At 72.4% G+C, this 26,530-nt stretch carries 16 protein-coding genes and 1 rRNA gene; 14 read left to right on the top strand and 3 right to left on the bottom strand.

Annotated features, from left to right (window positions below; translation table 11 throughout):
- Window positions 1–69 precede the first annotated feature (69 nt).
- Together rrf and AC060L_RS26775 are read left to right on the top strand one after the other, a co-directional pair.
- A 5S ribosomal RNA gene (gene rrf / locus AC060L_RS26780) occupies window positions 70–186 on the top strand.
- 111 nt (window positions 187–297) lie between these two features.
- On the top strand, window positions 298–1,146 hold the full coding sequence (locus AC060L_RS26775; protein WP_483801484.1) for a phosphatase PAP2 family protein: 849 nt from the start codon (window positions 298–300) through the stop codon (window positions 1,144–1,146).
- Between the two features lie 70 nt (window positions 1,147–1,216).
- Here the strand turns inward: AC060L_RS26775 and AC060L_RS26770 are convergent, their stop codons facing one another.
- Together AC060L_RS26770 and AC060L_RS26765 are read right to left on the bottom strand one after the other, a co-directional pair.
- On the bottom strand, window positions 1,217–1,783 hold the full coding sequence (locus AC060L_RS26770; RefSeq protein ID WP_483801483.1) for an acetate uptake transporter: 567 nt from the start codon (window positions 1,781–1,783) through the stop codon (window positions 1,217–1,219).
- Between the two features lie 433 nt (window positions 1,784–2,216).
- Window positions 2,217–4,835 (bottom strand): SpoIIE family protein phosphatase, encoded by a 2,619-nt coding sequence (locus AC060L_RS26765; protein ID WP_483801482.1) that lies wholly within the window; start codon window positions 4,833–4,835, stop codon window positions 2,217–2,219.
- A gap of 395 nt (window positions 4,836–5,230) precedes the next feature.
- On the opposite strand from AC060L_RS26765, the gene AC060L_RS26760 reads away from it, so the two are divergent.
- The 9 genes from AC060L_RS26760 (at window position 5,231) to AC060L_RS26720 (ending at window position 18,556) form a co-directional block, all read left to right on the top strand.
- A complete protein-coding gene (locus AC060L_RS26760) occupies window positions 5,231–9,886 on the top strand; it encodes a HAMP domain-containing protein (protein WP_483801492.1) in 4,656 nt (1,551 codons plus the stop codon).
- Window positions 9,887–10,179: 293 nt separating this feature from the next.
- Complete coding sequence (locus AC060L_RS26755; RefSeq protein ID WP_483801481.1) at window positions 10,180–10,839, top strand: response regulator; 660 nt, start codon at window positions 10,180–10,182, stop codon at window positions 10,837–10,839.
- A 136-nt stretch (window positions 10,840–10,975) separates the two neighbouring features.
- Window positions 10,976–13,828 carry an FtsK/SpoIIIE family DNA translocase gene (locus AC060L_RS26750; RefSeq protein WP_483801480.1) on the top strand — a complete coding sequence of 951 codons (2,853 nt, stop codon included), beginning with the start codon at window positions 10,976–10,978 and terminating at the stop codon, window positions 13,826–13,828.
- Window positions 13,829–13,962: 134 nt separating this feature from the next.
- The gene (locus AC060L_RS26745) at window positions 13,963–14,832 is read left to right on the top strand and encodes a helix-turn-helix domain-containing protein (protein WP_483801479.1); all 870 of its coding nucleotides are present in this window, start codon (window positions 13,963–13,965) and stop codon (window positions 14,830–14,832) included.
- Between the two features lie 96 nt (window positions 14,833–14,928).
- Entirely contained in the window at window positions 14,929–16,419 is a 1,491-nt protein-coding gene (gene rimO, locus AC060L_RS26740; RefSeq protein ID WP_483801478.1) for a 30S ribosomal protein S12 methylthiotransferase RimO, read from the top strand.
- A complete protein-coding gene (gene pgsA, locus AC060L_RS26735; protein ID WP_483801477.1) occupies window positions 16,416–17,054 on the top strand; it encodes a CDP-diacylglycerol--glycerol-3-phosphate 3-phosphatidyltransferase in 639 nt (212 codons plus the stop codon). The genes rimO and pgsA overlap by 4 nt, the downstream gene beginning before the upstream one ends.
- The gene (locus AC060L_RS26730) at window positions 17,051–17,563 is read left to right on the top strand and encodes a CinA family protein (protein WP_483801476.1); all 513 of its coding nucleotides are present in this window, start codon (window positions 17,051–17,053) and stop codon (window positions 17,561–17,563) included. Before pgsA ends, AC060L_RS26730 begins: the two co-directional genes overlap by 4 nt.
- A 195-nt stretch (window positions 17,564–17,758) precedes the next feature.
- Window positions 17,759–18,127, top strand: coding sequence for a helix-turn-helix domain-containing protein (locus AC060L_RS26725; RefSeq protein ID WP_483801475.1), 369 nt, complete (start codon window positions 17,759–17,761; stop codon window positions 18,125–18,127).
- Between the two features lie 123 nt (window positions 18,128–18,250).
- Window positions 18,251–18,556: a hypothetical protein gene (locus tag AC060L_RS26720; protein ID WP_483801474.1), complete on the top strand. Its 306-nt coding sequence runs from the start codon at window positions 18,251–18,253 to the stop codon at window positions 18,554–18,556.
- Here the strand turns inward: AC060L_RS26720 and AC060L_RS26715 are convergent.
- Window positions 18,485–23,152, bottom strand: coding sequence for an ATP-dependent helicase (locus AC060L_RS26715; protein ID WP_483801473.1), 4,668 nt, complete (start codon window positions 23,150–23,152; stop codon window positions 18,485–18,487). The genes AC060L_RS26720 and AC060L_RS26715 overlap by 72 nt on opposite strands.
- A gap of 224 nt (window positions 23,153–23,376) precedes the next feature.
- Here AC060L_RS26715 and AC060L_RS26710 point away from each other — a divergent pair, with 224 nt between their 5' ends.
- From AC060L_RS26710 to recA, 3 genes are all read left to right on the top strand, one after another.
- Window positions 23,377–24,897, top strand: coding sequence for a S8 family peptidase (locus tag AC060L_RS26710; protein WP_483801472.1), 1,521 nt, complete (start codon window positions 23,377–23,379; stop codon window positions 24,895–24,897).
- Between the two features lie 57 nt (window positions 24,898–24,954).
- Window positions 24,955–25,149 carry a DUF3046 domain-containing protein gene (locus tag AC060L_RS26705; RefSeq protein WP_483801471.1) on the top strand — a complete coding sequence of 65 codons (195 nt, stop codon included), beginning with the start codon at window positions 24,955–24,957 and terminating at the stop codon, window positions 25,147–25,149.
- 234 nt (window positions 25,150–25,383) lie between these two features.
- Window positions 25,384–26,496 (top strand): recombinase RecA, encoded by a 1,113-nt coding sequence (gene recA / locus AC060L_RS26700; RefSeq protein WP_483801470.1) that lies wholly within the window; start codon window positions 25,384–25,386, stop codon window positions 26,494–26,496.
- The last annotated feature ends 34 nt before the right edge of the window (window positions 26,497–26,530 follow it).

Genomic DNA, 26,530 nt, shown 5'->3' with positions numbered 1-26,530 from the left:
CTGTGTTGTTCTGAAACAACGACCCCACACCAAGGTCACGGTGTGGTGCGGTTGACAGTTTCATAGTGTTTCGGTGGTCATAGCGTGAGGGAAACGCCCGGTTACATTCCGAACCCGGAAGCTAAGCCTTACAGCGCCGATGGTACTGCAGGGGGGACCCTGTGGGAGAGTAGGACGCCGCCGAACAATCATTCAGGGAAAGCCCCTGGCCAGCAATGGCCAGGGGCTTTTTCGCGTTCCGGGTCCATGCGCTACTCTTCCGGCCAGCACAACGGCCCGGCGGAGAGGCACACGGCCTTGCAGAATCTGACCCTGTCCTGGCAGAGCGCCGGTACGAGCGGTGCGGTGCTGCTGGGCGCCTCGTACACCGTGCACCGGACGCTGCCCGCCCGTCGTACCGCCGTCGCCGTCCTGCGTGAGGCCGGCACGTTGCTGGCGCTGTTCGCACTCTGGCAGCTGGTCGGCCAGCTTTCCCTGCTGAGCACCGACCACGCACTGGACCGAGCGGAGTGGATCCACCACACCGAACAGCGGCTCGGCCTGCCCGACGAGGCGTCCTGGCAGCGGGCGATCACGCCGTATCCGGTGCTGGTCCGGCTGGCCAACTACTACTACGCGGCCATGCACTTCGGCGTGATGATCGCGATGCTGGTCTGGGTCTTCCTCCGGCACCGGGCACGGTACGCCTGGGTGCGGACGACCGTGGTGCTGGTCACGGCGGCCTGCCTGGTCATCCAGTTCATCCCGGTGGCGCCGCCCCGGATGCTGCCTGACAGCGGCTTCGTGGACGTCGCGGCGGAGTACGGCCAGTCCGTCTACTCGGGCGGCTTCGGCGGCCTGCGCGCCGATGAGCTGTCGGCGATGCCGTCGGTCCACGTGGCCTGGTGCGTCCTGGTGGCCGTCGCGGTGATCGCGATCGGCCGCTCGCCCTGGCGCTGGCTGATCCTGCTGCACCCGCTGCTGACCATCTCGGTCGTGGTGGTGACGGCCAACCACTTCTGGGCCGACGGCATCGTCGCGCTCTGGCTGCTGATGCTCGCCTATGCGGTGCAGTACGGCGCGGCCCGGTGGCGTGCGCGTCGTGCCGCCGCCGATCCGGCGCTCGTCCGACAGCGGGCACTGGCCGACGAGCCGTCGCGGCACTAGAAACGAGAGGCGCCGCCCCCGGACACGCCGGTGGGCGGGCCCGTCGAACAGGGCCCGCCCACCGGTCGGTTCACCTGGTCGGCAGTACGGCCCGACCCCAGCTGCTGTTGGTCAGCGCGGCGGTCGCCGAGTACCAGCTGGCCAGACCGGCCAGGGCCGCGAGCCAGCCGGCGAACTTGACGAGGCCGCCGGAGCTGCCGAAGGTGCCGATCGCGCCGAGCAGCAGAGCGAGCGTCAGCAGGCCGAAGATCACCCGGCTGCTGAGGCCGTGCTGCCAGCTGGTTGCCGTCAGCGTGAATGCGAGCAGGGCCCAGACGAGCATGAAGAGGCCGGCGGCGTTCTTGCCGCCCGTCGCCCCGACGCCGGCTGCCCAGGCCGCCCAGAACGCGCCCAGCCCGGTGAAGGCGGTGCCGCTGAAGGTGTCGCCGGAGCGGAACTGCCAGAGACCGGCGACGAACAGTGCGATCCCGCCGACCACGTGCGCGAGGCCTGCGGCGTCACGGACGTTGGTGCCGCTGAAGACGCCGGCCTGCAGCAGGCCGTAGGCGAGGAGGGTCAGGCCGAGTGCGAGGTATCCGAGGGGACCCGCGTCGAGCGAAGCAGGTCGGGCGTTGGCCCCGGTAGCGTCACTGCTCACCGGAGGCTCCTTTCACTCTGTGTGTGCGATTGTGCTGTGCGGTTTTGCCGTGCGGCTCTTGCTGTGTGGCTGCCGCGCCGCGGGCATGCCGATGTGCTCTGTGTACGGACTTGATGATTCCGGGCACGACTGAGCGACCGTGGCCTGAGCGGGGTGGAAATGGCGGGGTGGAAACGACTGCGGCGGCGGATTCGACAGCCGTCGCTGATGGCCGCGCCGGGCGTCCTGCGGGAGGGGGCGGGCGGTGTCGGCCTGCTGGTGTCCCCGCAGCTCAGCTGCCGGGGGCGGCTCGGGCCGGGAGGATTCCCGGTCAGCTGGGGTCTACCCGCGCTGAGCTGCTTGTACCCTTGTGAATCATAGAATTTGTTCGTTTGTCAGCTGAGCGGCTATCAGACTGAATCCCCGCCGAAGGCGCGTTAACCCGGACTTCGCCTCAGCTCTGCCGCTGGGTCGGGACCCGTAGAGCGATGATCGCCATGTCGTCCGAGGGCGGCTCCGGTGCGAACCGCTCGACCGCTCGCTGCACCCGGGCCGCGACCGCTCCCGCCGTCAGGCCGGTGCAGCCGCTGAGCACCTCGGCGAGGCCCTCCTCGCCCAGCATGCGGGAGCCCTCGCGCCGCTCGGTCACGCCGTCGGTGACGCAGAGCAGCACCTCACCGGGCAGCAGGACCACCTGCTCCGCGGTCAGCTCGATCTCCTCCATCACCCCGAGCAGCGGCTGCGACTCGGCCGCCGCCTCCACCTTGCCGTCGGTGCGAAGCCGCAGCGGCAGCGGGTGCCCGGCGCAGACCAGGCTCAGCTCGGTGCTGCCGTCCGGACGGGGCGTCAGCTCGCCGTACAGCAGCGTGAGGAACCGGCTGCGGTCGCCCTCGTCGAGGATCGCGGCGTTGAGCCGACGCAGCACCTGGGGTGCGTCCAGGCCCTCGCGGGCCAGCAGCCGCAGCGAGTGCCTGGCCAGGCCGGTGACCGCGGCGGCCTCCGGGCCGGTGCCGCAGACGTCGCCGATCGCGAAGCCGTAGGTGCCCTCGCGGATCGCGAACAGGTCGTAGAAGTCGCCGCCGACCTCGTTGCCCTCGCCGGCCGCCTGGTAGAAGACCTCCACCTCGACGCCCGGGATCTTGGGCAGTTCGGGCGGCAGCAGGCTGCGCTGCAGGGCCTGACTGGTCGCCGTGCGCTCCGAGTACAGGCGGGAGTTGTCCAGCGCGAGCGCGGCCCGCCGCGACAGGTCCTCGGCGAGTTCGAGGATCTCCTGGCGGAACGGCACGCCGGCCGGGTTGCCCAGCACCAGCAGCCCGATCACCCGGTTGCGGGCGCTCAGTGGCAGCACCACGGTCTCCCCGACGAGGCCGGACAGCCCGCCCGGTGCGGCGCCGCCGGCCTTCTCGGCGGTCAGCGCGGCGGCCGGCTCGGGCCACGGCACGGTGCCGCCGGAGGGCGCCGCCGTCGGCCGTTCGACCCGCTCCAGCAGCGCTCGCAGCAGGTCGATCCGCTCCTCGTCCTCGTGTAGGACGAACTCCAGCTTGGCCGGCCCGGTCTGTTCGGCCCGCAGCGAGCCGGGCACCGCCGAGGTGGTGTAGACGGCGCACCAGGAGGCCAGCGTGGGCACCGCCATCTGGGCCATCAGGGCGAGCGTCTGCTCCCGCTCCAGCGTGCCGGCGAGCAGGTCGGAGGCCTCGACCAGGAAGGAGAGCGACCCGCGGCGCAGCCGTTCGAGCTCGGCGAGCCGGGCGTTCTCGACGGTGAGCGCGATCCGGTCGGCGGCGAACTGCAGGCGCAGCGCCTGGTCGTTGTCGAACAGGCCCGGGCGGCCGGCGGCGACCCCGAGCGAGCCGGTGAGGCGGCCCTCGACCTTGAGCGGCACGGTGATCAGCGAGCGCAGGCCGGTGCCGTCGAGCAGCGGCGCCGCGTTCGGGCGCAGCGACAGGTCCTCGTGGACGGCGGGCAGCCGGGCCGAGTCGTAGCGGCCGTGACCGGCGTCGACCGGGATCCGGGCGTAGCGGGTGCGTCCGGCCGGCAGGCCGGTGGCGGCCCGGACCTCGAACTCGGTCTCGTCCTCGGTGGTGAGCAGCAGGTAGGCGGCGTCGCCGTCGAGCAGGTCGCAGGCCCGCTCGACGGTCTGCTGGAGCAGGCCGGACAGGTCGTCGGCGGGCAGGCCGTCGAGCAGCAGGTCGAGCGGCTCGACGGCACCGCCGCCGGTCCCGGCCGGCGAGGTGCGCACGGGCGCCGCGAGGATGGCGCGGTCGCGCTCGCGGACCAGCAGGCAGAGGGTGGACGGCGTGCCGGTGGTGTCGAGCACCCGGACCAGCGAGCCGTAGACCTCGATGGTCCGGCGGTCGGCGCGGCGCACCCCGAAGGTGCCCTCCCAGCGGGCCAGTCGCAGTGCGTCGGCCGCCGTGCCGCCGTTGCTCCGCGAGCTCTGGTCCTGCGGCCAGACCACCAGCTCGGCCCACGGCTTGCCGAGCACCTCGTCGGCCGCGCGCAGCAGGAGCCCTTCGGCGTCGGTGTTCCAGGACCGCACCAGGCCGTCGCCGTCCACCTGGACGACCGCGACCAGGACCGGCCCCTCGGCGCTCGGCAGGACCTCGCCGGGAGCCTGCGGCAGTGCGTAGCGGGTGCCGGCCAGCGCGCGTTGCAGGGGCAGCCTGAACCAGACGGTCTTCTGCCCGGCGGAGTACTCGACGCCCCAGCGACTGGAGAGCGCCGAACACATCATCAGACCGCGACCGCCCTCGCCCTCGGCATCCGCGAAGTGCTCGGAGACCGCGTCCCCGGCGCTCGGCCCGGCGAACGCGGGCAGTCCGCGCTCGGGGTGTCGGTCCGTCACGCCGATCTGGACCGAGTCCTCCTCGCGCAGGCAGCTGACCTCGGCGGCGGTCCCCGCGTGCACCACAGCGTTGGTGACCAGCTCACTGACCAGGACGACGGCGTCGTCGACGACCTCGGGCAGCCCCCAGCCCAGCAGCGCGTCGCGCACGAACCCGCGCGCTGCGGACGCCGACCGGCCGTCCGGCTCGAAGGTGGCGGCTGCGCGCGCGGTGACCACGGGCTGCATCTCCTCTGGTTCGGGTACGGCTGCTCGGCGCCTGCGTCCCACCGGTGAGGGAGCGGGTCCCGGGTGGTGTCAGGCCGCGTCGAGGTGCAGCGCTCCACCCTACTTTCCGGCAGGTTTCCCCGCGGCCCCCGGGCACCGAAACGGGCACCGGAGAGTGATTCTGCCCACCAAGTCCGCGGCGCGGTGGTACGAGAGGGTGGTATGAGCCTGTGCAAGCGGGTCGGTTCCGTCGGTCGGTGCTGTCAGACTGGGGGATCCGCAGCCACCGCGCGCAGCGCCGCGTGGGCGGGCAAGAACAGTCGCGATCTGGGAGGGTCCCGTTGAGTTCGGCCACCAAGGACGCTGCCGGGCAGAGCACCACAGACCGGAGCAGCACCGCCCAGAGCAGCACCGCCATGACCACCGCAGCACAGGGCGCGGCGCCGCGCGGCGGGCGGGCGGCGGGCCGCCGCGCCGGCCACAACCGCGGCGCCGAGCCCGCCGACCTGCGCAAACTCCTCGGCGCACTGACCGCGATGCGCGACGGCAACTTCCGGCGCCGGCTCACCGTGCCGGGTGACGGGCCGATGGCCGAGATCGCCGCGATGTTCAACGAGGTCGCCGAGCGCAACCAGCACCTCACCGGCGAGCTGGCCCGGGTGCGTCGGGCGGTCGGCCGTGAGGGGCGGCTCACCGCGCGGCTGGAGAACGGCGCGGGGGAGGGGGCCTGGGCCTCCGCGGTGGACAACTGCAACGCGCTGATCGACGACCTGGCCCGCCCGATGGCCGAGGTCGGCCGGGTGCTCGCCTCGATCGCCGAGGGCGACCTGGACCAGCGGATGGAGCTGCGCTCCGCGCAGCCGGACGGCGGCAGCCACCCGCTGCGCGGCGAGTTCCTCAAGGTCGGCCGGACCGTCAACGGCCTGGTGGACCAGCTCTCCGAGTTCACCGACGAGGTGACCCGGGTGGCCATCGAGGTGGGCACCGAGGGCAAGCTCGGCGGCCAGGCCCGGGTGCGTTCGATGTCCGGCAGCTGGAAGGACCTCGCGGACTCGGTCAACACCATGGCCGGCCGGCTGACCGCACAGGTCCGCAACATCGCCGAGGTGACCACCGCGGTCGCCAAGGGCGACCTGTCGCACAAGGTCACCGTCGATGTGGCCGGCGAGATGCTGGAGCTGAAGAACACCGTCAACACGATGGTGGACCAGCTGAACTCGTTCGCCGCGCAGGTGACGCGGGTGGCGCGGGACGTGGGTACCGAGGGGCGTCTGGGTGGTCAGGCGCAGGTGCCGGGTGTCGCGGGTGTGTGGCGTGATCTCACCGATTCGGTGAACTTCATGGCGAACAATCTGACCGACCAGGTCCGCAACATCGCGCAGGTGACCACGGCGGTGGCCCGTGGTGATCTGTCGCAGAAGATCGAGGTGGACGCCCGGGGCGAGATCCTGGAGCTGAAGAACACCATCAACACCATGGTCGATCAGCTCTCCGCCTTCGCCGCGCAGGTGACGCGGGTGGCGCGGGACGTGGGTACCGAGGGGCGTCTGGGTGGTCAGGCGCAGGTGCCGGGTGTCGCGGGTGTGTGGCGTGATCTCACCGATTCGGTGAACTTCATGGCGAACAATCTGACCGACCAGGTCCGCAACATCGCGCAGGTGACCACGGCGGTGGCCCGGGGTGATCTGTCGCAGAAGATCCAGGTGGACGCCCGGGGCGAGATCCTGGAGCTGAAGAACACCATCAACACCATGGTCGACCAGCTGGGCGCGTTCGCCGACGAGGTCACCCGGGTCGCCCGGGACGTCGGCACCGAGGGCATCCTGGGCGGCCAGGCCAGCGTGCCGGGGGTCTCCGGCACCTGGAAGGACCTCACCAACAGCGTCAACCTGATGGCCAACAACCTGACCAGCCAGGTCAGGAACATCGCCGAGGTGACCACCGCGGTCGCGCTCGGCGACGTCTCGAAGAAGATCACCGTCGATGCCCGGGGCGAGATCCTGGAGCTGGTCACCACCGTCAACACCATGGTCGACCAGCTCTCCGCGTTCGCGGACGAGGTCACCCGGGTCGCCCGCGAGGTCGGCACCGAGGGCATCCTGGGCGGCCAGGCGCGGGTGCGCGGCGTCTCGGGCATCTGGAAGGACCTGACCGACAACGTCAACTTCATGGCGTCCAACCTGACCAGCCAGGTGAGAAACATCGCCGAGGTGGCCACCGCGGTGGCCCGCGGCGACCTCTCGAAGAAGATCACCATCGAGGCGCAGGGCGAGGTGGCCGCGCTGGCCGGCACGCTCAACACGATGGTCGACCAGCTGAACGCGTTCGCCGTCCAGGTGACCAGGGTGGCCCGCGAGGTCGGCACCGACGGCATCCTCGGCGGTCAGGCCGGGGTTCCGGGCGTGGCCGGCATCTGGAAGGACCTGACCGACAACGTCAACCAGATGGCGAACAACCTGACCGGGCAGGTCCGCAACATCGCCCTGGTGATCACCGCGGTGGCCCGCGGCGACCTGTCCCAGAAGATCGACGTGGACGCCCGCGGCGAGATCCTCGACCTCAAGACCAGCATCAACACCATGGTGGACCAGCTGAGTTCGTTCGCCGACGAGGTCACCCGGGTGGCCCGCGAGGTCGGCACCGACGGCCGGCTCGGCGGCCAGGCCCGGGTGCCCGGCGTGGACGGGACCTGGCAGGACCTCACCGAGGGCGTGAACGAGCTCGCGAACAACCTCACCCGGCAGGTGCGCGCGATCGCCCAGGTCGCCACCGCGGTGACCCGCGGCGACCTCTCGCTGCGGATCGACGTCGATGCCTCGGGCGAGATCGACGAGCTCAAGGACAACATCAACCAGATGATCGCCAACCTGCGCGAGACCACTCGCACCAACCAGGAGCAGGACTGGCTGAAGACCAACATGGCCCGGTTCTCCGGCCTGCTCCAGGGCCGGCGCGACCTGGAGGCGGTCGCCTCGCTGATCATGAGCGAGCTGACCCCGGTGGTCTCCGCGCAGCACGGTGCGTTCTTCCTCGCCCAGCCGGCCGGCCGCACCGCCGAGATGCTCACCGAGGACGACGACGAGTCGGACACCGTGCTGCGGCTGATCGGCTCCTACGGCTACACCCGCCGCTCGATGCCGACCACGTTCCGGCCCGGTGAGTCGCTGGTCGGCCAGGCCGCGGTGCAGAAGCGCCCGATCAGCCTGACCGAGGCGCCGCCCGGATACCTGCGGATCTCCTCCGGCCTCGGCGAGGCCTCGCCGGCCCACGTCGTGGTGCTGCCGGTGCTCTTCGAGGGCCGGCTGCTCGGCGTGATCGAACTGGCCACCTTCAGCTCCTTCACCACCGTGGTGATGGACTTCCTGAACCAGATCGCCGACCTGATCGGCGTCACCGTCAACACGATCAGTGTCAACACCAAGACCGAGGGCCTGCTCCTGGAGTCGCAGCGACTGACCGCCGAACTCTCCATGCGTTCGGCCGAGTTGGAGGCCCGCCAGGAGGAGCTGGAGCGCACCAACGAGGAGCTCCAGGAGAAGGCCGAGCAACTCGCCCAGCAGAACCGCGACATCGAGATCAAGAACAGCGAGATCGAGGAGGCGCGCAAGGTCCTGGAGGAGCGCGCCGAGCAGCTCGCACTCGCCTCGCGCTACAAGAGCGAGTTCCTCGCGAACATGTCGCACGAGCTGCGCACCCCGCTCAACTCGCTGCTGATCCTGGCCAAGCTGCTCTCCGACAACAACGAGGGCAACCTGTCGCCGAAGCAGGTCGAGTTCGCCGACACGATCCACGGCGCCGGCTCCGACCTGCTCCAGCTGATCAACGACATCCTCGACCTCTCCAAGGTCGAGGCGGGCAAGATGGACGTCCGCCCGAGCAAGATCGCGCTGGTCCAGCTGACCGACTACGTGGAGGCGGCGTTCCGGCCGCTGACCGCCGAGAAGGGGCTGGACTTCGAGGTCACCGTCTCGGGTGAGCTGGCACCCACGCTGCACACCGATGAGCAGCGGCTCCAGCAGGTGCTGCGCAATCTGCTCTCCAACGCGGTGAAGTTCACCGACAGCGGCGCCGTGCAGCTGGACATCCGCCCGGCCGGCCCGGACGTGCCACAGCACGTGCGCGAGCAACTGCTCGAATCCGGCCAGATCGCCGACCCGGACGCCCGGCTGGTGGCGTTCTCGGTGACCGACACCGGGATCGGCATCCCCGGCAACAAGCTGCGCGAGATCTTCGAGGCGTTCAAGCAGGCCGACGGCACCACCAGCCGCAAGTACGGCGGCACCGGTCTGGGCCTGTCGATCAGCCGGGAGATCGCCCGGCTGCTCGGCGGCGAGATCCACGCGGAGAGCGAGCTCGGCGAGGGCAGCACGTTCACGCTCTACCTGCCGGTGCGCAGCCAGGCGCCTGGGATCTCGCTGGAGCGCGGCCACAGCCCGGCCGCACTGCCGGCCGGGCCCGGTGCGCCGCGCGCCACGGTCGGCGTCACCCCGATCGGGCAGCCCGTGCCGGTCGGCGAGAACCCTGCCGAGCACTGGGCCCAGGAGGTCCGCGAGCTCGCCCAGGAGCGGCGCCGGGACGCGGCCGAGCGGCGCCGGGTGGCCGCCGCCACGCCGCCCGAGGCGGTGCCGGCCGCCCGCGGCGAGGAGGCTCCGGCGCCCCGGGCCGGGGCGAAGCCGCAGTTCGTCGGCCGCTTCGACGGCGAGGAGGTGCTGATCGTCGACGACGACGTGCGCAACGTCTTCGCGCTGACCAGCGTGCTGGAGCAGTACGGCCTGACCGTGCTGTACGCGGAGAACGGCCGCGAGGGCATCGAGGTGCTGGAGCAGCACGAGAACGTGAAGCTCGTGCTGATGGACATCATGATGCCGGAGATGGACGGCTACGCGACCACCGAGGCGATCCGCCGGATGCCGCAGTTCGCCGGGCTGCCGATCATCGCGCTGACCGCGAAGGCGATGAAGGGGGACCGGGAGAAGTCGATCGAGGCGGGCGCCTCCGACCACGTCACGAAGCCGGTGGACACCGACCACCTGCTGGCCGTGATGCGACAGTGGCTGGGGGCGCGCCAGTAGGGCTTGCCCGGGTGCGGCAGCCCCCTGGCACCGGCGTTTACTGGCGAGCCGGACCGGGAACCCGCTAGGGTCACTCATCGTTGCGAACAGTAACCGGTTGGCGACGGTGTGCAGAGCGGGGCGGTGCCCGGCCGGCGCCGGGCCTCTGGGGCGGCAGGTACGGTTTCGGCCTGCTGTGACCATCCGATAGGGCTGGGCAAGGGGGTGCGGCTAGCATGACCGGGTCAGTGGCGGGCGGTACACGGGTGCCGTCGCGCGGAAAACAGGCGGGCTATCCGGCAGGAGGGCGGGTCGTGGTGCAGAAAGCGAAGATCCTCCTGGTCGACGACCGACCGGAGAACCTGCTGGCGCTGGAGGCGATCCTCTCGGCGCTCGACCAGACTCTGGTCCGTGCGGTCTCCGGCGAGGAGGCGCTCAAGGCGCTGCTCACGGACGACTTCGCGGTGATCCTGCTGGACGTCCAGATGCCGGGCATGGACGGTTTCGAGACGGCCGCGCACATCAAGCGCCGCGAGCGCACCCGGGACATCCCGATCATCTTCCTGACCGCGATCAACCACGGTCCGCACCACACCTTCCGCGGCTACGCGGCCGGTGCGGTGGACTACATCTCGAAGCCGTTCGATCCGTGGGTGCTGCGGGCGAAGGTCTCGGTCTTCGTCGATCTGTACATGAAGAACTGCCAGCTCAAGGAGCAGGCGGCGCTGCTCCGGCTCCAGCTGGAGGACGGGCGGCACGCCGACGGCCGCCACGGCGGGGAGTCCGCCGAGCCGCTGCTCGCCGAGCTGTCCGCCCGGCTGGCCTCGGTCGAGGAGCAGGCCGAGGCGCTGACCAAGCAGCTCGCCGACACGGTCGAGAGCGGGGCGGCGGCGACCGCCGCGCACCTGGAGCGCAAGCTGGCCGGTCTGCGGGCCGCACTGGAGGCGCTGCGACCGGGGGACGCGCCGGCCTGAGCCGGTGTCAGCGCCTGCTCCGTCCGGGTGAACCCGCCCGTCCTTGACGGCGTGTCGGCCGCTCCTGGCGACACGCCAGGGGCAGCGCGGACGGTCACATGTCCCTGGTCGTGGCCCGCCGGTAGGCTCTGGTCCCATGGCCTCTCGTACGTCCGGCAGCGCGGCACGCAACCCCAGTCCGGGAGCGGCGAAGAAGGCCGCTCCGGCCAAGCGGGCCGCGGCCGGCAAGACGCCCGCCAAGGCCCCTGCGAAGTCGGCGGCGAAGGGCGATCCGCAGGGCGCCACGCCGAAGCCGGCTGCCCGCAGGACCACCGCGAAGAAGGCCGCCGCCCCGAAGGGCGGCTCCCAGGCGACCGGCGCGCGCAAGACGGCCGCCGCGCGCCCGGCGGCCAGGCCGGCCGCGGCGAACCGGCCGCCGATACTCTTCCGCGCCGTGCGCGCCTGCTGGCTCGGGCTCGCGCACAGCGTGGGCGCGGTCTTCCGCGGCTTCGGCGACGGCGCGAAGGGCCTGCACCCGGCGCACCGCAAGGACGGCCTGGCGCTGCTGCTGCTCGCACTCGCCCTGGTCACCGCGGCCGGCACCTGGTTCAGCCCGCAGGGCTGGCTCGGTGAGGTCGCCACCAGCGTGGTCAGCGGGCTGTTCGGCCGGCTCGCCGTGCTGGTCCCGCTGCTGCTCGGCGCGATCGCGATCCGCCTGATGCGCCATCCGGAACTGCCGGAGGCGAACGGACGGATCGTCATCGGCGTCAGCACGCTGGCGATCGGCGTGCTCGGCCTGGTGCACATCGGCAGTGGCGCGCCCGGCATGCAGAGCGGCGCGACCCGGATCCGCGGCGCCGGCGGCATCCTCGGCTGGGCCGCGTCCAGCCCGATGATGGCCGCCGCCGGACCTCCGCTGGCCGTTCCGCTGCTCCTGCTGCTGGCCTTCTTCGGCCTGCTGGTGGTCACCGCGACGCCGGTGAACAAGATCCCCGAGCGGCTGCGGCTGCTCGGCGAGCGGCTCGGCGTGGTCGAGCCGCAGCCGGAGGGCTACCACGACTACGAGGAGTACGACGAGTACGGCGAGCCGATCGGCGAGTACGGCACCGGCGAGCGCGAGTACTCCACCGAGCCGCCCGAGGACGCCGACCCCGAGGCGCTGCCTTACACGGTCGAGGACGAGGACCCCCAGGACGAGGTGGCGGCCCGCCGCCGTCGGCGCGGGCGGCGCAAGCAGGCGGATCCGGCGGACCCGGACGCGCAGCCGGCGCCGCCGGCCGCGGACATGCTGGTCAAGGACCAGTTCCAGACCCGCGACCTGGCCGCCGGGGTGGCCGCCGATCTGGACGGCGCGCTGGTGCACGGCGTGCCCGCCTCGCCCGCCGTGGCCAGCATCATGCACCAGGTGCAGGACCGCACGGCCGCACCGGAGGAGTCCGCCGTCCCGCCGGCGCGCACGCCTGCTGCTGCGGCACCCGACGGCTCGTCCGCGCCCCCCGAGCACTCCCCTGCGCCCGCCCGGATGGAGCAGCTCCAGCTGCTCGGCGGCGGTGGCTACGCGCTGCCCCCGCTGGACCTGCTGGAGCGCGGCGCCCCGGCCAAGGCCCGCAGCGCGCTCAACGACCAGGTGGTCGCCCAGCTCACCTCGACCTTCGCCGAGTTCAAGGTGGACGCGAAGGTCACCGGCTTCACCCGGGGCCCGACGGTCACCCGCTACGAGGTCGAGCTGGGCCCGGCGGTCAAGGTCGAGCGGATCACCGCGCTGGCCAAGAACATCGCGTACGCGGTGGCCAGCGCGGATGTGCGGATCATCAGCCCGATCCCCGGCAAGTCGGCGGTCGGCATCGAGATCCCGAACGGGGACCGCGAGATGGTCAACCTCGGCGACCTGCTGCGCTCGCGCAGCGCCGCCGAGGACACCCACCCGATGGTGGTCGGCATGGGCAAGGACGTCGAGGGCCACACGGTGCTCGCGAACCTGGCCAAGATGCCGCACATCCTGGTCGCGGGCGCCACCGGCGCGGGCAAGTCCTCCTGCATCAACTGCCTGATCACCTCGGTGCTGGCCCGGGCCACCCCGGACGAGGTGCGGATGGTGCTGGTCGACCCGAAGCGGGTCGAGCTGACCGCCTACGAGGGCATCCCGCACCTGATCACGCCGATCATCACGAACCCGAAGAAGGCGGCCGAGGCGCTGCAGTGGGTGGTCCGCGAGATGGACCTGCGCTACGACGACCTGGCGGCCTTCGGGTTCCGGCACGTGGACGACTTCAACGCCGCGGTGCGCGCCGGCAAGGTGACCCCGCCGCTCGGCAGCGAGCGGGAGCTGCGGCCGTATCCGTACCTGCTGGTCATCGTTGACGAGCTGGCGGACCTGATGATGGTCGCACCGCGCGACGTCGAGGACTCGGTGGTCCGGATCACCCAGCTGGCCCGTGCGGCCGGCATCCACCTGGTGCTGGCGACCCAGCGGCCCTCGGTGGACGTGGTGACCGGTCTGATCAAGGCCAACGTGCCGTCCCGGCTGGCCTTCGCCACCTCGGCGATGGCCGACTCCCGGGTCATCCTGGACCAGCCCGGCGCCGAGAAGCTGATCGGCAAGGGCGACGCGCTCTTCCTGCCGATGGGCGCGAGCAAGCCGGTCCGGATGCAGGGCGCGTTCGTCACCGAGGCCGAGATCGCGGCCGTGGTGCAGCACTGCAAGGACCAGCTGACCGCGGTCTACCGCGACGACGTGACGGTCGGCGGCGGCCCGAAGAAGGAGATCGACGAGGAGATCGGTGATGACCTGGACCTGCTGATCCAGGCGGCCGAGCTGGTGGTGACCAGTCAGTTCGGCTCGACCTCGATGCTGCAGCGCAAGCTGCGGGTCGGCTTCGCCAAGGCCGGGCGGCTGATGGACCTGATGGAGTCGCGCGGGATCGTCGGGCCCAGCGAGGGCTCCAAGGCCCGCGACGTGCTGGTCAAACCGGACGAGTTGGACGGAGTGCTGGCGATCATCCGGGGGTAGCCGGGGGCGCCCGGCAGCGCTGACTTCCCCTCACCCCGGCCTTGCGCGTTCGGTCGAACTCCGGTTGAGAAACGATTCGCCCCCGCCCCTAGACTGTTCTCCAGCAGGTGGCCTCCGCTCGAAAGGCGCGCCCAGTGACCATCGGCAAGTCTTCCCGCCACGACAACCGCCGATCCTCCGCAGCCCCGTCCGACGCCGTGCCGGCCACGGACGGCTCCGCGCGGCGCGATGAACGGACCATCGGCCGGATCCTCGCCGAGGCCCGGCTGGCCGCAGGCCTGACCGTCGATGAGGTGAGCGCCGCCACCCGGGTCCGGGTGCCGATCGTGCACGCCATCGAGGAGGACGACTTCAGCCGCTGCGGCGGCGACTTCTACGCCCGCGGCCACCTGCGCTCGCTGGCCCGCGCGATCGGTGCCGACGGCGACGACCTGGTGGCCCGCTACGACGCGATCCACGGCACCGAGCCGGTGACGATCTCCCCGGTGGCGACGCTCGACGCGAAGCGGATCCGGGCCGACCGGCGGGGGCCCAACTGGGCGACCGCGATGCTGGTCGCGATCGTCGCGGTGGTACTGCTGATCGGCTTCAACCTGGTCAGCGGCAAGCCCGCCAAGAGCACGGTCGGCGCGGCCAGCTCCCCGCTGCCCAGCGCCACCGCCTCGGTCTCGGCCTCGCCCACCGCGGCCGTCCAGCCGCCGGCCCCGGCACCCAGCGTCGCGCCGATCGCCGCGGCGCCGGCCGACAAGGTCACCGTCAAGCTGGTCGCCGACAGCGGCACCAGCTGGATCTCGGCGGTCGGCAACGACGGTGGCTCGCTCTTCCAGAACAACCTGGATCAGGGCCAGGACCAGACCTTCACCGATCCCAAGCAGATCAAGCTGGTGATCGGCAACGCGGCCGCCGTGCACTTGTACGTCAACGGCAAGGACCTCGGTCCGGCGGGCAAGGACGGCCAGGTGGTGCACCTCACGTACACGCCCGGGGACCCGCAGGCCGGCTAGTCACGACAGGGGCGCGGGGCCGCCCGAAGATCGGTAATTTCGCCGCGCAGCCTCCGGGGGAAACGACACCGGAGGCCGCGCGTTAATCTTGGCCCTATGCCTGAACGCCGTACTGTCGCCCTTGTCACGCTCGGATGCGCCCGCAACGAGGTGGACTCCGAGGAACTCGCCGGGCGTCTGGAGGCCGATGGCTGGCAACTCGTCGATGACGCCAGCGAGGCCGACGTCGCCGTCGTCAACACCTGCGGGTTCGTCGAGGCCGCCAAGAAGGACTCGGTCGACGCCCTGCTGGAGGCCAACGACCTGAAGGGCCACGGCCGCACCCAGGCCGTGGTCGCGGTCGGCTGCATGGCCGAGCGCTACGGCAAGGAGCTCGCCGACGCGCTGCCCGAGGCCGACGGCGTGCTCGGCTTCGACGACTACTCGAACATCAGCGACCGCCTCCAGACCATCCTGTCCGGCGGCCACCACGCCGCACACCTGCCGCGTGACCGCCGCAAGCTGCTCCCGCTCACCCCGGTCGAGCGGCAGGCCGCCGCCGCCGAGGTCGCGCTGCCCGGCCACGGTGCCCCGGCGGACCTGCCCGAGGGCGTGGCGCCCGCCTCCGGCCCGCGCACGCTGCGCAAGCGGCTGGACGACAGCCCGGTCGCCTCGGTCAAGCTGGCTTCCGGCTGCGACCGCCGCTGCTCGTTCTGCGCGATCCCGGCCTTCCGCGGGTCCTTCATCTCGCGCCGCCCCAGCGACGTGCTGAACGAGGCCGTCTGGCTGGCCGAGCAGGGCGTCCGCGAGATCGTCCTGGTCAGCGAGAACAACACCTCGTACGGCAAGGACCTCGGCGACATCCGGCTGCTGGAGACGCTGCTCAGCGAGATCGCGGCCGTCGAGGGCATCGAGCGGGTCCGGGTCAGCTACCTGCAGCCCGCCGAGATGCGACCGGGCCTGATCGAGGCGATGACCGGCACGGACGGCGTGGTCCCGTACTTCGACCTGTCGTTCCAGCACTCGGCCCCGGCTGTGCTGCGCCGGATGCGCCGGTTCGGCAACACCGAGCAGTTCCTGGAGCTGCTGCGGACCATCCGGGACAAGGCGCCGCAGGCCGGTGCCCGCTCCAACTTCATCGTCGGCTTCCCCGGTGAGACCGAGCAGGACTTCGCCGAGCTGGAACGGTTCATCACCGAGGCCGGCCTCGACGCGATCGGCGTCTTCGGCTACTCGGACGAGGACGGCACCGAGGCGGCGACCTTCGACGGCAAGCTGCCCGAGGACGTGGTGGCCGAGCGGCTCGCCAAGCTCTCCCGGCTGGCCGAGGAGCTGACCGCGCAGCGGGCCGAGGAGCGGATCGGCACCGAGGTCGAGGTGCTGGTCGAGATGGTCGCGCAGGACGAGGAGACCGGCGAGCAGCTGGTCGAGGGCCGCTCGGTCCACCAGGCGCCGGAGACCGACGGTCTGACCACGCTCACGGGCGCGCCGCAGGCCGTGGTCGGCGAGATCTACCGGGCCCGGGTGGTCGCGTCCGAGGGCGTGGACCTGGTCGCCGAGGCGATCGAGCTGGTCCGTCCGTACACCCGTTCGGCGGCTGCGGCGTGACCGGCGGGCCGGGCAGCCCGGCAGCGGCCCGCCCGGCCCAGTCGGGGGCCGCCCGGCCGGCGGAGCCCCCGCTGCTGAACCTCGCCAACCTGCTGACCATGCTCCGGCTGGCGTTGGTGCCGGTCTTCGCGCTGCTGCTGGTCGCGGACGGCGGGCACAACCCGAAGTGGCGTGCGGTGGCCTGGGCGGCCTTCGCGATCGCGATGATCACCGACCTGTTCGACGGTGAGATCGCCCGCCGCAAGGGCCTGGTGACCGACTTCGGCAAGATCGCCGACCCGATCGCCGACAAGGCGATCATGGGAGCGGCGCTGATCGGCCTCTCCGCGCTCGGCGACCTGCCCTGGTGGGTCACGGGTGTGATCCTCGCCCGCGAGCTGGGTATCACTCTGATGCGCTTCTGGGTGATCCGCTACAGCGTGATCCCGGCCAGCCGCGGCGGCAAGATCAAGACACTCACCCAGGGCATCGCGGTCGGCATGTACGTGCTGCCGCTGACCGGGTGGCTGGCCACCGGCCGGGCCGTGCTGATGGCCGTGGCCGTGATCCTGACGGTGGCCACCGGCGCCGACTACGTGCGCCAGGCCGTCCGGCTGCGCCGCGAGGGGATCGCCAGGGAGAGGGAGGCCCGATGACCGAGTACATCGCGCTCGCCGAGCGGGTGCACGCCGAACTGCGGTTGCTGGACGCGACCGTCGCGGTCGCCGAGTCGCTGACCGGCGGCCTGCTGGCCGCCCAGCTGGTCGAGGTGCCGGGGGCCTCCGCGACCTTCCGCGGCTCGGTCACCGCGTACGCGACCGAGCTCAAGGCCTCGCTGCTGGGCGTGGACGAGGGTCTGCTCGCGGTGTACGGCCCGGTCCACCCGGTGGTCGCCCGGCAGATGGCCGAGGGTGTGCGCCAACTGATGGGCGCGACGTACGGTCTGGCGACCACAGGTGTGGCGGGTCCGGAAACACAGGACGGCCAGGCAGTCGGCACAGTACACCTCGGATTCGCCGGTCCGGGCGGAAGTACGGCGAGATCGCCCCGGCTGTCCGGGGACCGTGCCACAATCCGACGCATGGCGGCTAACGGTGCGCTGGAGCTCTTCCTGGACCGGGCGGCCGCCACCGCGAACCCGGCCGCCACCACGGGCTTCAACTGAACAGCGGCTGAACAGGCAGAATCGGGGGATGCTGTGAGAAGCAGGGGCGTGCCCGCCCCGGAGGCGGGAACAACAGGGGAGGGGAGAGGCTTGCAGCCCAGAGTGAACACGACCACGGTCCCCGCACACGAAGCGGGCAAGGCGGTACGGTGGGGACGTGACATCTCGATCCGCAGTCCGAGGAGGGAGCCACCGATGATCCTGCTCCGTCGCCTCTTGGGTGACGTGCTGCGTCGGCAGCGCCAGCGCCAGGGCCGCACACTGCGCGAGGTGTCGGCCGCCGCACGAGTGTCGCTCGGATACCTCTCCGAGGTCGAGCGCGGGCAGAAGGAGGCCTCCTCCGAGCTGCTCTCCGCGATCTGCGACGCTCTCGACGTCCGGATGTCCGAGGTCATGCGCGAGGTGAGCGACGAGCTGTCGCTGGCCGAGCTCGCCGCGATGGCCGCGCTCTCCGAGGACGGCCTGCTGCGTCCGGTGCTCGAACCCGTGCAGCTGCCGGCTCCGGGCGACCGGATGAGCTCGATCACTCCGAAGGCCGCGGCCGTGGACGTCGTCGCTGCCTGACCTCGCCCTGCCAAGGGGGGACGAGAGAAGGAGTCACGCGTGCACCGCTGCGCCGAGGGCGGCTCCACGAGTCTGGGTCGAATATCGCTGGAGTCCGGACGCCGATCCGGGTTACGTCGTGCCGTGTCGCTTCGGCTCGCCCCGAGCCCGGCACGGCGAATAGCCGCGGGTGTGCTGCTCGGCACCGCGCTGCTCGGTCTGCTCTGCTCGTGGCTGCTGCCGTACGGCGGGCCACGGCTCGGTGGTTCGGACGCGGCACTGGCTCTGCTGACACTCGGCGGCTGGGGGCTCGGCGTGCTTCCGGTGCAGTGTGACCGCCGGGCGACCGGCCCGGCGCGCCGCACTCTGGCCGCCAGGCTAGCCGCGCAGCCGCAGCCCGCGGGTGGTGGCATGGAACCCGGCGCCCTCCAGGACGGCGCCGAGCGCTGAGGTGAGCGCGGGTTCGCCGTTCGCCCGCTCGACCGTCACGCCGCTCAACAGGCCTCGCCGGACCGCCTCGGCGAGCGCCCGCACGGCCGCCTCCAACTGCTCGTTCTGCTCGTTCGCCCCGTCGGCCGCAGTCGGCGCCTCGGCCCAGGAGAGCAGCGACTTGCCGCCGCGCTCCACGTAGAGCACCAGCTCTCCGTCCACCAGCACCACCAGGGCGCCCGCCTTGCGGCCCGGCCGGTGCGCCTTGGCCTGCTCGCCCGGCGGCTCGGGCCAGGGCAGCGCGGCTCCGTAGGCATTGGCCGGGTCGGCGGCGGCCAGCACCTGCACCTGGGATTCGGCGGAGCGGCTCGGCCCGCCGGCCGGCCACTCGGCGGCCGTGCTCCGCTCCAGCTGGGCGTTGACCGAGCGCAGCCGGTCCACCGCGCCGTCCAGCGCGAACTGTGCGCCGCCCAGGCCCTCGACCAGGTAGCCGCGACGGGCCCGGCCGCGCTCCTCGAAGGCGGAGAGCACCCGGTAGACGCCGGCGAAGCCGCCCTGGATCCGCTCGGCCTGCACGGTGCCGCGGGTCAGCACGCCGTGCCGGTCCAGCAGCACCTGCGCCTGCGCGGCCGCCCTCGCGGTCGGCTCGGCGGGCTCGGGCAGCAGCGACCAGCGGCCGCCCACCGTCGGGTCCGGGCGGGGCGCGCGGCTCACCGCCGCGCCGTACCGCCCGCGTGGCACCGCGCGCGGCGCCCGGTGCGCCGTCGAACCGGCGGTCCGCCCGGAGCCGAGCAGTGCGCGCACCGGGCCGAGCGTGTCGTTGGTGACCCAGCCGGCCCAGATCAGGTCCCACAGGGCGGCGACCACCTCGGACTGCGCCGCGTCCGGAACCTGTTCGACGAGCTGCCGGAAGAACAGCCCGTAGCCACCGGCCAGTGCGTCCAGCAGCACCTGGTGCAGCGGGGTGCGGGTGAGCGGGATCGGGTCCGGGCGCAGCAGCTCGGCGGAGTCCGCCAGGTGCAGGCTGATCCAGCCGTCCTTGCCGGGCAGCGCGCCGGCGCCGGACCAGCCGACCTCGCCGGCTGCCATCAGCTCGTCGAGCATGCCGGGCTGATAGTCCTTCAAGCGGGCGGGCAGTACCAGTTTCTCCAGCGCGGAGGCCGGCAGCGCGGCGCCCTGGAGCTGCTCGACCACCCGGACCAGACCGTCCAGACCGCGCAGCTGATGGCCGCCCAGGTGCTGCCACTGCGGCAGGAAGGCGGCCAGCGTGCGCGGCGGCACGGCCTCCACCTCCTGGCGCAGCGCGGCCAGCGAGCGGCGGCGCAGCCGGCGCAGCACCTCGGCGTCGCACCACTCCGGCTCACCGGAGCCGCCGGCCTCGACAGGGCGGAACTCGCCGTGCACCAGCCGCCCGCTGGCGGTCAGCCGTTGCAGCGCGCCGGCCACCACGGCGCCGCCGAGCCCGAACCGGGTGGCGGCCTGCTGCGCGGTGAACGGACCGTTGGTGCGGGCGTAGCGGGCCAGCAGGTCGCCGAGCGGGTCCTTGACCGGCTCGGTGAAGGCCTCCGGGATGCCGACCGGCAGCGGCGTGCCGAGCGCGTCGCTGAGCCGCCCGGCGTCCTCGATCGCGGCCCAGCGCGGCTCCCCGGCGATCTTCACCTGGATGGCCCGGCGAGCCGCCTGGAGTTCGGTCGGCCAGCCGGGATCCGCGCCCCGGACGGCCAGCTCCGCCTCGCTCAGCGGGCCGAGCAGGCGCAGCGCGTCGGCCAGGCCCTCGACGTCCTTGATCCGGCGGTCCGGGGTGAGCCGCTGCAGCTCGGCCTCCAGCTCGGCGAGCACCGCCGGGTCGATCAGCTCGCGCAGCTCGGCCTGGCCGAGCAGTTCGGCGAGCAGCCGGGAGTCCAGCGCGAGCGCGGCGGCCCGGCGCTCGGCGAGCGGGGAGTCGCCCTCGTACAGGTACTGGGCGACGTAGCCGAAGAGCAGCGAGCGGGCGAACGGGGACGGCTCGGGGGTGGTGACCTCGACCAGCCGGACGGCGCGCGACTCCAGGTCGCGCATCAGCTCGACCAGCCCGGGGACGTCGAAGACGTCCTGGAGGCACTCGCGGACCGCCTCCAGCACGATCGGGAACGAACCGAACTCGCCCGCCACCTCCAGCAGCTGGGAGGCGCGCTGGCGCTGCTGCCAGAGCGGCGTGCGCCGGCCAGGGCTGCGCCGGGGCAGCAGGAGCGCACGCCCGGCGCACTCGCGGAAGCGGGAGGCGAACAGTGCGGAGCCGCCGACCTGGTCGGTGACCAGCTGCTCGATCTCGGTCGGGTCGAAGAGCGCGGCATCGGCGCCGACCGGCGCTTCATCGGGTGACGGGCCGTCGGCCACCGGGAAGTCGAGGAGATCGACGTCCGGCAACCGGAGCACGATGCCGTCGTCGCCGTGCATCACCTGCGGGTCCAGGCCGTGCCGTTCGCGCAGCCGGGCGCCGAGCGCCAGCGCCCAGGGCGCGTGCACCTGTGCGCCGAAGGGGGAGTGGATGACGATCCGCCAGTCGCCCAGCTCGTCCCGGAACCGCTCGACCACGATGGTCCGGTCGTCGGGCAGGTGGCCGGCGGCCTGTCGCTGTTCGGCCAGGTAGCCGAGCAGGTTGCCGGCCGCCCAGTCGTCCAGTCCGGCCTCGGCCAGCCGCTGTTCGGCCTGCGGCTGCGGCAGCGAGCCGAGCTCGCGGACGAACGCGCCGAGCGCCCGGCCGAGCTCCAGCGGGCGGCCGAGCGAGTCGCCCTTCCAGAACGGCAGCCGGCCGGGCACGCCGGGAGCCGGGGTGACCATCACCTTGTCGTGGGTGATCTCCTGGATCCGCCAGGAGCTGGTGCCGAGCGTGAAGACGTCGCCGACCCGGGACTCGTAGACCATCTCCTCGTCCAGCTCGCCGACCCGGCCGCCGCCTTTCTTGCCCCCTTTTGAATCAGACCCTGTCGAGCCGACGATGAAGACGCCGAAGAGCCCGCGGTCGGGGATGGTGCCGCCGGACGTGACGGCCAGCCGCTGGGCTCCCGGGCGACCGGTGACGGTGCCCGCGACCCGGTCCCAGACCAGCCGCGGGCGCAGCTCGGCGAAGGCGTCCGAGGGGTAGCGGCCGGCCAGCATGTCGAGCACCGAGTCGAACGCGGACTGCGGCAGCGCGGCGAACGGCGCGGCCCGGCGGACCAGCGCGAGCAGCTCGTCCACGTCCCAGGTGTCCAGTGCGGTGATCGCGACCAGCTGCTGGGCCAGCACGTCCAGCGGGTTGCGCGGCACCCGCAGCGCCTCGATCCGCCCGGCCCGCATCCGCTCGGTGACCACGGCGGACTGCACCAGGTCACCGCGGTACTTGGGGAAGACCACACCGGTGGAGACCGCGCCGACCTGGTGGCCCGCCCGGCCGACCCGTTGCAGGCCGGAGGCCACCGAGGGCGGCGACTCGACCTGGATCACCAGATCCACCGCGCCCATGTCGATGCCGAGTTCGAGGCTGGAGGTGGCGACCACGGCGGGCAGCCGGCCGGCCTTCAGCTCCTCCTCGACGACCGCGCGCTGCTCCTTGGAGACCGAGCCGTGGTGGGCCCGGGCCAGCACCTGCGGTGCGCCCTTGGCGACGCCGGACTCGGCCATCAGCTGCGCGGGGGTGTGGTGCTCGGGCAGCGGCGCGCCGGTGGCCCGCTCGTGCGCGATCTCGTTCAGCCGGTTGCACAGGCGCTCGGCCAGCCGGCGGGAGTTGGCGAAGACGATGGTCGAGCGGTGCGCCTGGACCAGATCGACGATCCGCTCCTCGACGTGCGGCCAGATCGAGGTGTTCTTCGCAGGATCGTCGGCGGCCGGTGCCGGCGAGAGCTCGCCGAGGTCGGCCACCGGGACCACCACCGAGAGGTCGAACCGCTTCGCCGAGGGGGGTTGGACGATCGTCGCGCCGCGCTGCGGGCTCAGGTAGCGGGCCACCTCCTCGACCGGGCGGACGGTGGCGGACAGGCCGATCCGGCGGGCCGGGCGCTCGAGCAGCTCGTCCAGCCGCTCCAGGCTGAGCGCCAGGTGGGCGCCGCGCTTGGTGCCGGCCACCGCGTGCACCTCGTCCAGGATCACCGTGTCGATGCCGCGCAGCGACTCCCGGGAGGCCGAGGTGAGCAGCAGGAAGAGCGACTCCGGGGTGGTGATCAGGATGTCCGGCGGGTGGCTCTGGAACTTGCGCCGCTCGGCGGGCGGCGTGTCCCCGGAGCGGATGCCGACCTGGACCTGCGGTTCGGGCAGGCCGAGCCGCACCGCGGCCTGGCGCAGGCCGGTCAGCGGGGCGCGCAGGTTGCGTTCGACATCGACCGCGAGTGCCTTCAGCGGCGAGATGTAGAGGACCCGGCAGCGGCGGCGGGGCTCGGCGGGCGGTGGCGTGCTGCTCAGGTGGTCGAGCGCGGAGAGGAAGGCCGCGAGCGTCTTGCCGGAGCCGGTCGGCGCGACCACCAGGACGTCGTCCCGCTGCCGGATCGCGGCCCAGGCGCCGGCCTGGGCGGTGGTCGGCCGGTCGAAGGCGCCCTCGAACCAGGCCCGGGTGGCCGGTGCGAAGCCTGCCAGGGGGTCGGAAGGAAGCTGCTGGTCCGCCATGCCCCCATGGTGCCCGGTGGTACTGACAGCCGGGGCACCGACAGCCGGGGGCGTGGACAGCAGGGGTGTGGACAGCCGGGTGACCGGCGGCGGTGGTGCGGCCGGATGGCGGGCGGACGGCTTCGCACAAATGGTCACATCCGACATTCAGCTCATATGGTGAGTTCTCGTGCGCTGCGTGCTCGCGCGCTCACCGTGCGTGCCCGAGGAGCGGAGGTCTGGCCATGGCAGAGGTGCGGCTGGTCTCACGCCGTCCGGGCCGGGGGCGGTCCGCGCTGCTGCGCGGCGTGCCGGCCGTGCTCGCGGCGGTCCTGCTGCTGGGCGGCGCGGTGCCGTACGTGGCCGGTGCCGGGCGCAGCTACCTCAGCTACCTGGTGCTGGCCGACCGGGCCGACGCCCAGGGCGGCAGCACGGCCCAGGACGCGGTGCGCGCGGTCGGCGGGCAGGTGGTGCAGGGCTATCCGCAAATCGGGGCGGTGCTCGCCTACGCGTCCGATCCCTTCTTCGCCGCCCGGTTGCGGGCCCGGCCGGGGATCGCGGCGGTCGGCGCGAGCCGGACCGCGTCGGTGCCCGGGCCGCCGGGGGCGGTGGCGGGCGCCGGGGACTTCCACCCGGTCGCCTCGGAGGCCGCCTCCCGGGCGCAGGGCGCCGAGGCGGACGGTACGCCGACGGTGCCCGACCCCGGGGAGCGGCCGAGCTGGAACCTCACCATGCTGGGGGCCGACAGCGCCGCCCAGCCGCCCGCCGTGCTGCCCGGCACGGCCGCCGCGCAGGCCGCCCGGCGCGAGGCGGCGCAGCGCAGGGTGCTGGTCGCGGTGCTTGACTCCGGGGTCGATGACACCCACCCCGACCTGCGGGACGCCGTGAGCCCGGGTGATTCGGTCTCCTGTGCCGACGGCCGGCCGGACGCCCGTTACGGCTCCTGGCGACCGGACGCCAGCGTCACTGAGAGCGGTCACGGCACCCACGTGGCCGGCCTGATCGGCGCCGCCCGGGACGGTCACGGGATCGTCGGCGTGGCGCCGGGCGTGCGGATCGCGGCCGTCCGGCTGCTCGGTCCGCTCGGTCAGTACTACCCGGAGAACATCGTCTGCGGCCTGCTCTGGGCTGCCGAGCACGGCGCGGTCGCGGTCAACGACAGCTACTTCGCCGACCCGTGGAAGTACAACTGCCCGGAGGATCCGGACCAGGGAGCCATCATCCAGGCGGTCGGCCGCGCGGTGGCCTACGCGCAGCGGCGCGGCGCGCTGGTGGTCGCCTCGGCCGGCAACGACGGGCAGGACCTCGGGGGGCTCCGGGTCGACCAGCGCAGCCCGAACGACCGCACCTCGGGGCCGGCCCAGAACCGCCGGGTCGGCACCGAGTGCCTGCGGCTGCCCGGCGAGCTGCCCGGCGTGCTCTCGGTCGGCGCGGTCACCCGCAACGGCCTGATCGCGTCCTACTCGAACTACGGTGACGGCCGGATCACGCTGTCGGCGCCGGGCGGCGATCCGGACGGCGGCCCCGACGACGCGATCGTCTCGGACTGGCCGGGCGGTCACTACGCCGCACTGGCCGGCACCTCGATGAGCGCCGCCCAGGTCACCGGAGCGATCGCGGTGGCGGCCGCACAGCACCCCGACTGGCCCGCGGACCGGCTGCGCGAGCTGCTGCTGACCCAGGCCCAGGCGAACTGCCCGGTCGGCCCCGGCCTGTGCCGGGATCGCCGGACGTACGGCGCCGGGGTCGTCGCGCTGCCGCACTGAGACCGGCCGCTCCGAGTCGCTTCAGCGGGGGCGGGACGGTGTCGGATACTGGGGCGCATGAGGCTGACCGAGTTCTGGCGACGGATGGACGAGCACTTCGGCGGGGCGTACGCGCAGTCGTTCGCGCATGACCACGTGATGAGCGAGCTCGGCGGCCGGACCGTGCAGCAGGCGCTGGACGCGGGCTGGGAGGCCAAGGACGTCTGGCGGGTGGTCTGCGACGTGATGGGCGTCTCCGCGCTGCTGCGCTGACCGGCTCCGCCGCGCGCCGAACGGCTCGGCTGCGGTGACCGACGGACGATCTTGGGCCGGCTCCGGGGGCGGGGGTCGGCCTCTCTGCCGGGGATTGATTCGAACTGGTGTTCCCTATACTGAAAACCCCACGGAGTTTTCCACAGGCGGAGACTGTCCGGGGCCGATTGTCGGTGGGACGCGCTAGCGTCGAGGACGATGAAGCGCACAGCACAGAACCCGAGGGTGGAAGCCATGGCAGCTACGGACCGCGAGAAGGCTCTTGAGACCGCACTCGCCCAGATTGAGCGGCAGTTCGGCAAGGGCTCGGTGATGCGCCTCGGCGACCAGTCCCGTGCTCCGATCGACGTGATCCCGACCGGCTCGACCGCGCTGGACGTCGCGCTCGGCGTCGGCGGCCTGCCGCGCGGCCGGGTGGTCGAGATCTACGGTCCGGAGTCCTCGGGTAAGACCACGCTGACCCTGCACGCGGCGGCCAGCGCCCAGAAGCTCGGCGGCACCGTCGCCTTCGTCGACGCCGAGCACGCGCTCGACCCGGAGTACGCGCGCAAGCTCGGCGTCGACACCGACGCCCTGCTGGTCTCCCAGCCGGACACCGGTGAGCAGGCGCTGGAGATCACCGACATGCTGATCCGCTCCGGCGCGATCGACCTGATCATCATCGACTCGGTCGCAGCGCTCGTGCCGCGCGCCGAGATCGAGGGTGAGATGGGCGACTCGCACGTCGGTCTGCAGGCGCGTCTGATGAGCCAGGCGCTGCGGAAGATCGCCGGTGCGCTCAACCAGTCGAACACCACCGCGATCTTCATCAACCAGCTGCGCGAGAAGATCGGTGTGATGTTCGGCTCGCCGGAGACCACCACCGGTGGCCGCGCGCTGAAGTTCTACGCCTCGGTCCGCCTCGACATCCGCCGGATCGAGACGCTGAAGGACGGCACCGAGGCGGTCGGCAACCGGACCCGCGTCAAGGTCGTCAAGAACAAGGTCGCCGCGCCGTTCAAGCAGGCCGAGTTCGACATCCTCTACGGCCACGGCATCAGCTGGGAGGGTGGCCTGATCGACATGGGTGTCGAGCACGGCTTCATCCGCAAGGCCGGCGCCTGGTACACGTACGAGGGCGACCAGCTGGGCCAGGGCAAGGAGAACGCCCGCAACTTCCTGCGGGACAACCCGGCGCTGGCCGAGGAGATCGAGAAGAAGATCAAGGTCAAGCTCGGCATCGGCGTCGACCCGGACGCCCCGGTCGAGGGCGCCGCGCCGGTGGCCGAGACGGACGGTGCGGTGAAGCCGATCACTGCTACCGCGGCCAAGGCGCCGGCGAAGAAGGCTGCGGCGGCCAAGGCCTGAGCAGTCGATGAGGAGTGAGTGGGGTCCGGTCGGC

The sequence above is a fragment of the Kitasatospora sp. NEAU-69 genome (genome assembly GCF_057158765.1).
This window is presented reverse-complemented; position numbering and strand designations above follow the sequence as displayed.